15 protein-coding genes are annotated in these 12,095 nt (G+C 66.1%); 10 read left to right on the forward strand and 5 right to left on the reverse strand.

Annotated features, from left to right (window positions below; translation table 11 throughout):
- The first annotated feature begins 100 nt into the window (after positions 1 to 100).
- The 3 genes from ACVWYS_RS14150 (at position 101) to ACVWYS_RS14160 (ending at position 2,729) form a co-directional block, all read left to right on the forward strand.
- Complete coding sequence (locus tag ACVWYS_RS14150; RefSeq protein WP_344364696.1) at positions 101 to 775, forward strand: TetR/AcrR family transcriptional regulator; 675 nt, start codon at positions 101 to 103, stop codon at positions 773 to 775.
- Positions 776 to 1,018: 243 nt separating this feature from the next.
- Complete coding sequence (locus tag ACVWYS_RS14155; RefSeq protein ID WP_456509914.1) at positions 1,019 to 2,221, forward strand: nucleotide disphospho-sugar-binding domain-containing protein; 1,203 nt, start codon at positions 1,019 to 1,021, stop codon at positions 2,219 to 2,221.
- 160 nt (positions 2,222 to 2,381) lie between these two features.
- Complete coding sequence (locus tag ACVWYS_RS14160; protein WP_456509915.1) at positions 2,382 to 2,729, forward strand: DUF6176 family protein; 348 nt, start codon at positions 2,382 to 2,384, stop codon at positions 2,727 to 2,729.
- Positions 2,730 to 2,987: 258 nt separating this feature from the next.
- On the opposite strand, the gene ACVWYS_RS14165 is transcribed toward ACVWYS_RS14160, so the two are convergent.
- Positions 2,988 to 3,455 (reverse strand): hypothetical protein, encoded by a 468-nt coding sequence (locus tag ACVWYS_RS14165; protein WP_116768145.1) that lies wholly within the window; start codon positions 3,453 to 3,455, stop codon positions 2,988 to 2,990.
- A 412-nt stretch (positions 3,456 to 3,867) separates the two neighbouring features.
- Here ACVWYS_RS14165 and ACVWYS_RS14170 point away from each other — a divergent pair, with 412 nt between their 5' ends.
- Positions 3,868 to 4,095, forward strand: a complete 228-nt coding sequence (locus ACVWYS_RS14170; protein ID WP_456509916.1) for a hypothetical protein — start codon at positions 3,868 to 3,870, stop codon at positions 4,093 to 4,095.
- A 206-nt stretch (positions 4,096 to 4,301) separates the two neighbouring features.
- Positions 4,302 to 5,717: a hypothetical protein gene (locus ACVWYS_RS14175; protein ID WP_456509917.1), complete on the forward strand. Its 1,416-nt coding sequence runs from the start codon at positions 4,302 to 4,304 to the stop codon at positions 5,715 to 5,717.
- Between the two features lie 232 nt (positions 5,718 to 5,949).
- Here the strand turns inward: ACVWYS_RS14175 and ACVWYS_RS14180 are convergent, their stop codons facing one another.
- Positions 5,950 to 6,123, reverse strand: coding sequence for a hypothetical protein (locus ACVWYS_RS14180; RefSeq protein WP_456509918.1), 174 nt, complete (start codon positions 6,121 to 6,123; stop codon positions 5,950 to 5,952).
- Between the two features lie 174 nt (positions 6,124 to 6,297).
- Here ACVWYS_RS14180 and ACVWYS_RS14185 point away from each other — a divergent pair, with 174 nt between their 5' ends.
- On the forward strand, positions 6,298 to 6,621 hold the full coding sequence (locus tag ACVWYS_RS14185) for a PspC domain-containing protein (RefSeq protein ID WP_456509919.1): 324 nt from the start codon (positions 6,298 to 6,300) through the stop codon (positions 6,619 to 6,621).
- A gap of 90 nt (positions 6,622 to 6,711) precedes the next feature.
- Here ACVWYS_RS14185 and ACVWYS_RS14190 read toward each other — a convergent pair whose 3' ends face one another.
- Positions 6,712 to 7,545, reverse strand: coding sequence for a sulfurtransferase (locus ACVWYS_RS14190; RefSeq protein WP_456509920.1), 834 nt, complete (start codon positions 7,543 to 7,545; stop codon positions 6,712 to 6,714).
- Positions 7,546 to 7,678: 133 nt separating this feature from the next.
- Here ACVWYS_RS14190 and ACVWYS_RS14195 point away from each other — a divergent pair, with 133 nt between their 5' ends.
- Positions 7,679 to 9,481 (forward strand): BTAD domain-containing putative transcriptional regulator, encoded by a 1,803-nt coding sequence (locus ACVWYS_RS14195; protein ID WP_456509921.1) that lies wholly within the window; start codon positions 7,679 to 7,681, stop codon positions 9,479 to 9,481.
- 16 nt (positions 9,482 to 9,497) lie between these two features.
- Entirely contained in the window at positions 9,498 to 9,803 is a 306-nt protein-coding gene (locus tag ACVWYS_RS14200; RefSeq protein WP_456509922.1) for a DUF1905 domain-containing protein, read from the forward strand.
- Positions 9,804 to 9,894: 91 nt separating this feature from the next.
- Here the strand turns inward: ACVWYS_RS14200 and ACVWYS_RS14205 are convergent, their stop codons facing one another.
- Complete coding sequence (locus ACVWYS_RS14205) at positions 9,895 to 10,098, reverse strand: cold-shock protein (protein WP_011690916.1); 204 nt, start codon at positions 10,096 to 10,098, stop codon at positions 9,895 to 9,897.
- 342 nt (positions 10,099 to 10,440) lie between these two features.
- Here ACVWYS_RS14205 and ACVWYS_RS14210 point away from each other — a divergent pair, with 342 nt between their 5' ends.
- Positions 10,441 to 10,833 (forward strand): TfoX/Sxy family protein, encoded by a 393-nt coding sequence (locus ACVWYS_RS14210; protein WP_456509923.1) that lies wholly within the window; start codon positions 10,441 to 10,443, stop codon positions 10,831 to 10,833.
- Between the two features lie 244 nt (positions 10,834 to 11,077).
- Positions 11,078 to 11,245 (forward strand): hypothetical protein, encoded by a 168-nt coding sequence (locus ACVWYS_RS14215; protein WP_456509924.1) that lies wholly within the window; start codon positions 11,078 to 11,080, stop codon positions 11,243 to 11,245.
- A 275-nt stretch (positions 11,246 to 11,520) separates the two neighbouring features.
- On the opposite strand, the gene ACVWYS_RS14220 is transcribed toward ACVWYS_RS14215, so the two are convergent.
- Positions 11,521 to 11,922 (reverse strand): hypothetical protein, encoded by a 402-nt coding sequence (locus ACVWYS_RS14220; RefSeq protein WP_456509925.1) that lies wholly within the window; start codon positions 11,920 to 11,922, stop codon positions 11,521 to 11,523.
- Positions 11,923 to 12,095 lie beyond the last annotated feature (173 nt).

Below are 12,095 nucleotides of genomic sequence, written 5' to 3' on the forward strand. Positions count from 1 at the left end.
ATTTCCGCGGTGTTTCCCGAATCTCACCGGGTTTTGGGCCGCACCGCGGGCCCCGCAGGGGTGCAAGAGCAGGGCTCCGCAGGGGTGCAAGAATGATGCCGTGACAACAACCGGCCCGGGGCGCCCCCGCAAGCAACAGCCTTCACGTCCCGGCGCCACGGCCCGTGACGAAATCCTTGACGCCGCCGCCGAACTCTTCACCACGCAGGGGTATGCCAACACTTCAACCCGCTCCATCGCGGAGGCCGTGGGGATCCGCCAGTCGTCGCTCTACCACCACTTCAGCCACAAGGACGACATCCTTGAGGTCCTCCTGGCGGGCACGGTAGCCGGTGGTCTCGCCTTCGCCCGCACAGTCTGCGCCCTGGGTGACGGGGACCGTAGTCCCGTGGCGGCTGCGGCGCGACTGCACGCCGTCGCGCTCTATGACGGGACCCAGTTGTGCACTGCGCGCTGGAACCTCGGGGTGCTCTACAACCTGCCGGAGGCGCGCAGCCAGCGGTTCCACAGCTTCATGGCCGACAGGACGGAGCTCCGGGGCCTGTACCAGCGGCTGGGGGCGGAACTCCCCGCGACCGGGTGGGCCGGCACCAGCCAGAACGGGGACCTGGCCTTCCGGCTCGTGGAGTCGCTTGTTAGCCTCCGGGCCGACGGGCTGAACACACCGGAGTCACCACTGCAGGCGGCCGACGCCGGCATAGTCCTTTGCGGCCTGGCGGACAGCCTTGCTGCGATCCGGGCCCGGAGTGCGGAGCTCGTGACCAGCATGGGTTGATGGTCGGCGGACCCCATTCTGCTCACCTGAAGGCGTCACAGGACTGGTTCCCGGCACGTCACCTGTCCCGGCCGCGCCCGAACGGCTAGCATTCAGCAGTACCGGTGCCCTGAGAACCCGGTATTGCTGTCTTCCCGCAGGACACGGCGGAGCGCTGCAGGAACCCGGGCAACAGAGCTGTCTGGAATCAGGACCGCAGGACCCTAAAGGAACCCCAGCGGGTTGAGGCTTAAGGAGGAAGAGTTGTCGAACTTCCTCTTCGCCACGCTCGACGCCGGCGGCAACCTCCCGCCCGCCCTGGGCATCGGTCGCGAGCTGTTGCAGCAGGGACACCGGGTCCGCATCCTCGGGCACGCCCGGCAGGCGACGGCGGTGGAGGCCACCGGCGCGGAATTCATTCCCTACCGACAGGCGGCCCCGCTGGATCTCGCCGTGCCGGCCCCCGCGCACCGGCAGTTCTCGGCCATGCTGTCCGCATTCAGCGACGCCGGCATCGGCCGGGACCTCGTGGAGGAGGCGCGACGGGAGCCGCCCGACGTCGTCGTCATCGATTGCCTGCTCCTGGGCGCGATCGATGCCGCCGCCAAAGCCGGGCTGCGGCACGTGGTGCTGGTCCACAGCTTCTTCGCGTTCTTTGACGGCCCGTTCCGGCATGGCCCCATGGGCGCCGCGCTCACGCTGAATGGGCTGCCTCCGCGCCGCGTGATGCGGCATGCGGAACGGGTACTGGTCTGCGCGGACCCGCTCCTGGACCCGGCAGGCTCCTGGGACAGGGTCTCTTGGGAGAGCCACCCGGACAAGGTGGTGTGGTCCGGGGCCGTGGTGGACGACGTCGTGTTGGCCGGTGCCGGGACGCCGTCTGCCCAGCAACTGGTTCCCGCACGGCCCCCGTCCGCGGCGCCGTCGTCAGGGGTCTTGACTGCCGGACCGCCTCCCGGACCTCCGCGCGTCCTGGTGAGTCTGAGCAGCACGGCGTTCCCCGGGCAGCAGGAGGTGCTGCAGAAGATCCTGGATGCGGCGTCCGGATCGTCCGTGGAGCTGATCGTGACCACGGGCCCCGCAGTGGATCCGGCGAGCCTATCCGCGCCGAAAAACGCCACGGTGCACCACTACGTCGACCACAACCGGATCATGCCGGGCTGCAGTGCGGTCATTTGCCATGGCGGCCACGCCACGTCCATGCGCGCGCTGGCCCACGGCCTGCCGGTGATGGTCCTGCCGATGCACCCCATGATGGACCAGCACATGGTGGGCAAGGCCATCAGCACGGCGGGCGCCGGTGTGCTACTGAACCGCACGTCATCGCCGGAACAGATCAGCGCTGCCCTCGCGGCCCTGCTGGCGTCCGAGAGCCACCTTAAGGCCGCGGCGTACATCGGCGACCGCCTCCGCAGGGCCGCCGGCGCCCGGACCGGTGCACCGATCCTCGCCGACCTGGTTGGCTGAGCGCGGGGCGTGAACCTCCCGTTGCGAACGGCTCGGCCTGCCGCACAATCCGGTGAGCTTGCCGCAGCCTCTGTCCCGCCGTCGTCCGCGGGACTAAACTTCCAGCTGCACCGATGGGATTGCCACCGTGCTGAAACCGTTGCGTGGAAGGACATCTGCCATGGAATGCATAACGTGGTTCGCACCGATCCTGCCCGGGAAACTGGAGGCGTGGAAAGCACTGGACGCCGAGATGAGCGGGGCCCGGGCGGAAGAACACAAACGCTCGCGCGAGCGCATGGGCATGACCCGCGAGGTTGCCAGCCTCATGCAGACCCCACAAGGGGACTTCGTCTGCCTGTTCCACGAGGCCGAGGATCTGGGCAAGGCGTTCCGGGCCCTGTCGACGTCGGACGATCCCTACGACGTGTGGTTCCGGGAGCAACTCGTGGAACTTCACGGCCTGACCCCGGAGATGCTGCAGGGCCCTCCCCCGGCCGAGCTGACGTTCAACTACAAGGCGGACTGAGCTGCAAGCCTCCAAACTAGCCAAACCCGCCGGGACTCCTTCGGGACTTGACTAGCAGGGACTGGGAGCTCTTCCTCGGAGTTCCCTCATCTGATCCTCAATCGCCCGAATGCCCCGAATTCTCCGCCGCCCGACGGAATTGGGTAGCAACGACAACTCCTGGCCTACTCGACGGCTCGAACCCGACGTTGTTCGGCTGTAGTGAGCGGCGCAAGGAGCCGCGACAAAAACCCGTAGAGGAGCCGGGCGAAGAAAGCCTCACCCCGCCGGCAGTCCCTCCACGAACGCCACCTGCGTCGAATACTGCTGATAGAGCTTGACGGCTTCGTCGATCTCAATGTGGCCGAAGTTCAACGCGACTTGCAGCCCCTCCAGTTGGGCGCTGCAGGTCTCGGCCGCGCTCACACGGTCCGCCAGTGAACGGGACGTGGCAAAATTTGTGGCCAGCGCCGCGGCAACGGAAAAGATCACCGCGAACAGGCACAGCACGCGCCACACCAGCGAGTCGTCGCTCAGGTTGAAGATTGCCGCCACCGATTCGGTGAACCCTGTGCCTCCGAAGGCGGGACCGGCAGTGAGCGCGGCGGCCAGCGCGCTGCCTACGATGCTGATATTGGCCAGCCGGGTGCGCCGGGGTCTTTCCTTGCTGAGATAGGAACGGAGGGCCTGCTGCTTCTCGTCGATGCGGGAGGACAGCCTTTGCCTCGTATCGGATGTTTCGTCCATGATCTGGTACCAGCTTCCCTCGCCGATCGTGTCCGCACGCCCGGAAAGTGAGAACCGTCTGCTGGCGGCCCGCCTGCTTCCCCGGAATCCCCCAGCCGGGCGGAAGCTCCCGCCCCGTTGCCGCTCTCCTCCCGAAACGCGCACACGTTTAGGATGCTCCCGCGTCACTGCGGGTGTCTATACGGATCATCCAGCTGGCTGCCGGGCGTGCCCAAGGCGCCGCTGGCCACTCCAGGTGCCGTGGGCGCCCGACGAAGTCGACGATCCGGCGCGCGTTCGCCCGCCTCGACGTCGTCCGGCCGGTGGGGACGAGCCGTCGTCCGGCCATGCGATTGCAGGAGTTGCGGTTGACAGCATCCGTTGGCGCGAGTAGTACGACTTTGGGTGAGAAACGAATGTGGAAGGAACGCGAATGGTAAGAATAATCGTTGAGTTCGTTCTGGCGGGGATCTTCGTGCTTCTTGCGATCGTGACCGCGGCGAACCCGCAGTGGATTGAGACGGTGTTCGGTATCGATCCGGACCGGGGAAGCGGCGCGTTGGAGTGGATAATCGTGGCGTCGTTTGGTGTGCTCGCGATTGTTGCAGCTGGGCTCGGCACTCGGACGGCGGTGCTCCGGAGGCGGACTGCGCAGGCATGACGGATTGGGTCCGTGTTGCCTGAACCGATCACAGTCTGTTCAGCAACCAGCGAGCCAGCCTCCTGAACGTGGATTGTTCGCGTCGCCGCGTGAGCGAGTAGGGCAATCGACGGCGTGCAGAGCCGGTGCAGGCAGGCTCAGCAGCCCACTGTCGCGCTTGGATCAACTGTGATAAACCGGGCCACATCAGATCAAGGAGGTGTCCCATGCCAGAAGCACGTCGCGGCGCTGACAAGGAAGCCCGCAAGGTCGGCCGGCGGGGCTACCGGCCCAAGAAGATCCCTGAGCGATTCGAGGAGGAGGCTGAACCGGGCCGAGTGCCGCCCGGCGTTGGCCCGTTGTCGGAGCAGCAGAGCGAACCGACCGGGACCGCTTCCACCGAGGGGCCGGAGGGACCTGGACGAGAACCCGTCACCTTCACTTCATACTCGCCGTTGGATCCGACCCAGCTGACCAACGTCAAGATCCCGGTCGACCCTTCGGGGGCGGCATCGCCGTCACGCGTGGTGGCGATGGTGGGCAACGTCTACCTCGCAGTCTCCAAGGACGACGGTGCCACCTGGCGATACTTCGACCCGACCACCATCTTCCCGTCGTTTGCCGGCGGCCTGGTCGGAGACCAGCAAATGATCTATGTCCCCGAGTTTGACCTGTTCGTATGGATTATGTTGCACAACCCTGTACCTGCCACTGCGGACGGCGCGTTCCGGATCGCCTGGGGGTCTGCCGACGACGTTGGCTCGAAGCCGAAGTCCGCGTGGACCTTCGTCGACTTCGTCGCCTCCGACCTCGACGTGGCCGCGGCCTTCCTGGACCAGCCGCACCTGTCCTACTCGAACCGAAACCTGCTGGTGGCCGTGGACGCGCAAGGGAAAGGTCGCGTCGTCGTCCGGATCCCGCTCACGGATCTGCGGACCGGCAGCGTGGGATGGGATTACACACCCCCGCTCTCGGGCATCAGCTACCAGTTCTCCGCCCCCTGCGGCGAGAGACCGCCCGGCGCTTTCCTTGCCGGTCACGTGGACACCTCCACGTTGCGGGTGATCGAGTGGCGCGACGGCGACCCGAACTTTCACGAACATGACGTCGCTGTCGACAAGTACTCCGACTCCGGCGATTTCTCGTCGACCACGCCGTCAGGGGTGGACTGGAGCAGTCGCTGCGGAGCTCGGCTCAGCGGATCGACCTGGCAGGACGAGAGTCTCTGGTTCTCATGGATGGCGCCGCGCAGCGGTGCCGGTGAAAGCCCCAACTACCCGCAGCCCTATACCCGAGTGGTGCGCATCAACACGTCCACGTGGAAGAGGGACAGCGAGCTCCAGGTGTGGAATCCCGACTACGCATTCGCTTACAGCGCGCTGTCGCTGAACTCGAACAACGAGGTCGGAATCGCGGTGGCATGGGGTGGCCCGAGCGCCGAGGTAGACGCAGCGTTCGGGATCCTCGGTGACTTCGTCGTCTGGTACCAAGACGGATCGACCGCGACCGAGGGCCGGTGGGGTGACTTCCTCCGCACACACCGGTCTCAAGTAACTCCAGCCCACTTCGACGGGTTCGGCTACTTCACCACCAATGGAGGCAGCATCACACAAAACCCCTACCACGTTCGATACGGGCGGTAAGCGGAACCGTCGGAAGGCATGAAGGTGGCGAGCTGACCGGTGGGCGACCGGTTAAATGGCGGCGTGAGGGGGCATAGCGACCCCAGAGCAGAGGCAGGCTCCTTCTCGAAGTCCGTCGATGAATCCGGCGATGCCTGCCCGGTCCCGGGCAGGCATCGCCTTGACCGACGCTCCAACGCTGAAATCGGCGGTTAGGCCCGTGCGATGACTGGACTGCGTTACTGGCGTGCGGTCAACGGAGGGAGCGCAGTGACGCGTATGGTTCGCTGGGGAGGGTACCTGCCGTCCAGGGGCGGGCAGACCGCTCGAGCGGGGTGTGGCCCCGGCCGTCGCGGACGACCGCGACGATGGTGGCGACGGCTGCGTAGACCATGAGTGCTACGAGCAGGATGGCGGCAAATTCCATGGAAAAACACCTCGGGCGATTGATGAATCCGGTTGTTGGGGCGAGTGATGAAACTGGTTGCTGGGGCCGGATTCCGGGGTAATCGGTGCGGTGAGGGCTGCAGTTGTGGTCGGGTTTCCGGACCCCATATTTCCGGTCCCTTTGGGGGACATGTCCAGTTTCCGCGGTCACCGTGTGAGCCAGCGTGTGAGCGGTTTCGCGCCCGTTTTGGCTTCGGGCTGGGTCCGTTCCCGCGAAGACGCCGACGCCGTTATGTCCTACCTGCCCGAAGAAGAGGCTGTTCCGCTGGCGTGGCCGCACTGCTACCTTGACTGGATGGAACGATCTCTGATGAGGCCAAGGAACCGCAAGATCCTCGCGGGAGTCTGCGCGGCTATTGCTCAGCGCTTCGGCATCTCCGTGACACTGGTCCGCCTCGGCTTCGTATTCTTCGGCTTCTTCGGCGTCGGCGAGCTGGTCTATATCGCGTTGTGGGTCCTCATCCCCAAGGCCAAATAACGGCCACATGTCCGAACAGTCCGCCGCGGACACCAGCATGACGGCAGGCGGCCGGCAGCGTTGCCGGCCTCCCGCCGTCGAATGGATGCTTCATCGCGCTGCGGTGCGTTGGGGGTCTGCGGCGTATTCGGACCAGCCGCCGGCGTAGAGCCGGCCTTGGCCGAGGCCTGCGTGTTCAAGGGTCAGCAGGTTGTGGCATGCCGTGATGCCTGATCCGCAGTAGGAGACGACGGTGGAACCGTCTCGGATCCCGGCGCGGGCGAACGCCTCGCGCACTTCCGGGATGGGGCGCAGGCGCCCGTGCTGGTCGAGATTCTCCCGGCAGGGCACATTCACGGCCCCGGGGATGTGCCCTGCCTGAGGATCGGTGGGTAGCTGAAGGCTGCCGTCGAAGCGATCCGTGTTGCGCGCGTCGACGATCGCCCCGTGCCACCTGTCGAGGTCTTCGGCCTGCACCAGGCGTTCCTCGGGCCAGTCGGCAGCGGTGAATGTCGCTGGGAAAGGACGTGCCGGATTCTTCTCGAGCGGGCCCGGCCATGCGGCGATTCCGCCGTCGAGCAGGGCCGCGCGCTTTCCGAGGGCTCGCAGCATCCACACGAGCCGTGCTGCGATGACTCCGCCGGCGTCGTCGCAGGCGACGACCGTCGAGTCGTCGCCGATGCCGAGCGAGGACATTCCTTGCGCGAACACTGCGGGATCCGGCAGCGGATTGAGTCCGCGCGGCCCGGTGTCGCCGGACAGCCAAGCGTCGAGATCGACGAACACCGCGCCCGGGATGTGCCCGCCGTCGTACTGCGTCCGCCCGGACGAACCGTCGAGATACCAGCGCACGTCGACCACGACTACGTTGCCGAGGTTCGCCCGAAGCCACATCGCGTCAACGAATACGGGCGGTAAGCCACGGGTTGCCTGAGTCGATTCCATGGCCCATGGTAATCATGCCGTCCACGATTCAAGACACTTAGTCTCGCATTTCGAACACTTGCGATGCGCGCTCGTCTCAGCACACGTTTTCCGCCAGCCGCCGCCGCCGGTCCCCCGGCGTAGCATGACTCATATGGCCGACACATGGATTCGGCTCCTCGGTCCGCCCAGGATCGAGTCGGCTGGCACCCCACTTAGGCAGCCCCGGGGCCGCAAGGCCTGGGCTGTGCTGGCCTACCTCGCGCTGCAACCGGACGGCACCGGCCGGGCCCGGACGGCAGCCCTCCTGTTCCCCGACGCCGAGGACCTCCTCGGCGCCCTGCGCTGGAACCTCTCTGAGCTGCGGCGGACCCTCGGCGCGGACTCCGTCGGCGGCGATCCCCTGCGGCTGGTGCTGCCGGCCGGGTGGAACTGCGATGTGCTGGCAGCCCTGCACCCCGCCGGCGACGCCGACCCCCGGGCCTTCGACGGCCAGCTCCTGGAAGGTCTCGCCTTCGCGGACTGCCCCGTGTTCGAGTCGTGGCTGGAGGACCAGCGGCACCGGCTCGAGAACTGCATGCTGGCGCTGCTCTACGAGGCGTCGCTCGCCGCACTGTCGGCGGGAAGGGCGGACGACGCCGTCGACCTCGCCACCCGCGCGCTGCGCCTGGACCCTTTCAACGCCGACTGCCACGCCGTGCTGATCAAGGCCCTGCTCTCCCTGGGCGAGTACCGGCGGGCGCGGGAGCAGGCCGACAAGTGCCGGGACCTCTACCGCCGGGAGCTCGGGCTCGGCCTGCCCGCGGAGGTGCGCCGGGCCCTGGCGGACGCGGACCCCGTGGCCGAGCCCGGGATGCCGGCCAGTGCGGCCACGGTGCGCTCCTACCTCGACGCCGCCAGGGCGTCGCTCTCGGCCGGCTCGGTGGACCGCGGGCTGGAGCAGCTGCGGCTGGCTGTCGGGCTCGCCCAGCGAACCGATGATCACCACCTGCTCGCCGAATCCCTGGTCACGTTGTCCGGGGCCATGATCCACCAGGCCGGCGGCCGCGGTGCCGAGGTGGCGGATCTCCTGCACCGCGCGCTGTCCGCCGAAGGGCCCGACGGCGCCTCCCGGACTGCGGCGACCGCCTTCCGCGAGCTGGGCTACTTGTCGGTCCAGCGCGGCGTTCCGGACCGCGCGGCCGGCTGGCTGGACCGGGCGATGCGCGCGGCCCAGGGAATCCCGGACGAGCAGGCACGGATCCCGGCGATCCAAGGCATGCTGGCCTCGGACACCGCGCACTACGGGGACGCCGTGGCGGCCTTCACCGAATCCGGAAGATTAGCCCGGGAGGTCGGGAACCGCCGGCAGCAGGCGTTCAGCGAGGCCCTGCTGGGTCGCGTGCATCTGCTGCGCGGAGACCTGGAGCAGGCGGCCGCCTGTTTGGACCGGGCCCGGAACTGGGTCGCCGGGGAACACTGGACGGCGTTCGAGCCGTTTGTCGCCGGAGTCCGGGGCGAAACCTACCTTGCCGCGGGCCGGCTGGACGCGGCGGCGGACCTGATTGACCGGTCCTGGGTCATGGCGGAGCTGGCCGGCGACCACTGCTACATGGCCCTGGCGGCGGGCGCCGAAGCGCGGCTGTTCCTGGCGCACGGCGACCTCGCCGCCGCCGAACACTGGATCAACCGGGGCCTCGAGCCCACGCCCTGGTATCTCTGGTATTCGGCCCGGCTGCTCGATGTCGCGGCGGAAGTCGCCATCGCCACCGGGTCTCCGCGTGCGTCCGAGTTCGTGGAGCGTCTGGCCGCACTGGCCAGCCGGAGCGGCATGCGGGAGTTCGTGGTCCGTGCGCAGTCCCACCGTGCGGTCCTCGGCGACGAGGCCGCGGCCCAGTCCGTGCCCTGGTTGGCCCGGGAGATCGACAACCCCGCGCTGACCGCGTTCCTGGACCGGCGCCACGGCGTCTCGCTGTGATGAGGCTGGCCGAGACGTGACGGCGTCGTACGCGTTCCGTGGCGAGCTATGGCACTATCCCGAGGAAGCCGGGTGGCATTTCATTACGCTGCCGCCGGACCTGGCCGAGGAGCTCCGGGACGACGCCGCCCCGTTCGCCAAGGCCTTCGGTTCGGTCAAGGTGACCGCTTCCATCGCCGGGCAGCGGTGGTCCACCTCGGTCTTCCCGGACAGCAAGAGCGGCTCGTACTTCCTGCCGGTCAAGAAGAGCGTCAGGACGGCGGCGGGGATCCGCGCCGGAGACGAGGTCGACGTCGTACTTCAACTGGAGCTGGGCAGCTGACCCGACACAGCACAGGTGGGTTAAACAAAAGCAGGGCCCGTCCGAAGACGGGCCCTGCTAGAAACCTAACGGTTCCGGGTATCTTAGGAAATTAGATAGCCTGGATGTTGGTGGCCTGGGGACCCTTGGGGCCCTGCTCGGTTTCGAAGGAGACCTTCTGGTTCTCTTCGAGGGAGCGGAAGCCGGAGGAGTTGATCGCAGAGTAGTGTGCGAAAACGTCCTGTGAGGAGTCATCGGGGGAAATGAAGCCGAAGCCCTTTTCAGCGTTAAACCATTTGACGGTACCAGTAGCCATTATTTTTGTCCTTCGTGAAGGTGGAGGAACTGTCCCGACTTTCGGGTCCTCCTGTTTGGGGTGCTCAAAACCGCTGCTTCAGAAGAACAAGGTCTTGCAACCTTGCGTACTGCCTGAACTACGAACTGCATAAACACAACAACAAGATCAACTGTACAGGAGATTCCGGACGCCATTTACCACAGTCCCAACTTCTCGATATATACGGGGCCACCGTCCGCTGCGGCTCCCGGGCGGCGCCGGCCCCGACTGCCTGCGGGCAGACCGCCTGTACCGTGCCCGGCCGCGGGCATATCCTGCAGGAAGACCAGTCCGCGACCATCAGTTACCGGAGGAAGACCCATGGAAATGCCGAAAGCGTCCGACGCCGACAAGGAGCACTTCCGCTCGGTGCTCCCGGATCGTCCCGAGGTGGTCATCAAGCCCATGTTCGGGAACCTCGGGGCGTTCGTGAACGGCAACATGTTCGCCGGCCTGTTCGGGCCCACCATCGGCGTGAAGCTGGGCGACGAAGACAAGGAAGTGCTCGAAAGTACCGAGCGGACTGTTCCGTTCGGGCCGCCGGAGCGCCCCATGGGCGGCTATACCGGCTTGCCGGAGATCTGGAATGCCGAGGGCGACGGCGATGAGGCGCGGGCCAAGGCCTGGGTGGAGAAAGCATTCGAACATGTGGCCCGGCTGCCGCCGAAGGCGTCGAAGGTTTCTAAACCCCGGCCCAAAAAGTTGGACGACTAAGGCACTACCACATTCACGAGTTCGGACCGGCTGCCGGTTTCCAGGTCCTCGGTAAGGCATAGGAAAAAGATAGGTCAGTCCGCACTGAACCAGAACAACCTTGACGAACACCAGGCGTGGAGAGGCACCGCCAGGAAGGCCGTCGGCTGTCGCAGGGCACCGCCGGAGAAATACTGGCGCGCAATCTGGCAGGCTTAGCCCCATGAGCAAATTCAAAGACATGGCGCAAGGGTTTCTTAGTAGCATGGCTCCGCAGCCGAACCCCTTCGCGGAGCAGACAATAGGGCTCCTCGGCGACCTCGATCCTGCAGCGAAGGCACAGGTACTCGCACAACTCGCTGTCGCCGAAGAAATCAACCAGCTCAGGGGTGCCGTGAAAGCGCTGGACTCGACCATCTCCTTAAAGAGCTAGACCGTCTTGGGTCGTTCCCTCGGCACCTTGGCCATCATTTCAGCGGAGGGCGCCGAGACTACACCATTGGTCCCACTGGCTGGCGGGCCCTATGCTCCCTTTGGCCTTCCTTCTGAGGGCCGCCGTCTCCTTCGCCAACCCTATTCCGCGTCCCGAATCCTCTGGGCATCGAAACCCTAGGTTGTGAGACGACCGGGAGCGCAGCTCGCAGGTCACCCTCAGCGGACAGGTCACCCAAGCCGGAAATCGATGCGTAACGTAGTAGGAGCTGGAGGCTACTTGCCCCCTGGTGCCTCCTTCACTGGAAAGTCGGAGATCCTCGCCAGTATCTCTCCGGATACGAAGTAGGGGTTGCCGGCATTGTTTAGCACTTCGATGAGGACCGCGTCCCCGTCGCGCTCGAGGACACGGTACTGGTCGCCGACCCGGAGCTTCGGTTCGCTGCGGTTGTCACCATCGCGGTCGGCGTGGACTGTGAACATCTGACCCGTCGTCGGGCTGGGTGAGGTGCGCTTCTCGATGGCGGCTTTCGCATGCCTGACGGCACTCGGCAGAAATGAGCCCGCGAAACTGCCAACGGCAAACGTGCCTCCGAGGATGATACCTACGGCTTTTCTGGGTCCGCCGAGCGCCTTGAAGATCGTCGTTATTGTCTGGTAGCCGCCCAGGTTACTCATCCACATCCCCCTCGTAGGTCTTGTTCTTGATCATTTTACCCAGCCGCTTCCGTTGGCCCGGTCATGGGCGTAGCGTCCGGTTGACGATCACCTTGCAGGCGGGCAGGCCCCTTCTTCCAACCCGACTTGGTGTCTCGAAAACTCAGGGTCGCGAAACGCATGCGTTGCAAGAC

Source organism: Arthrobacter sp. TE12231, assembly GCF_054062895.1.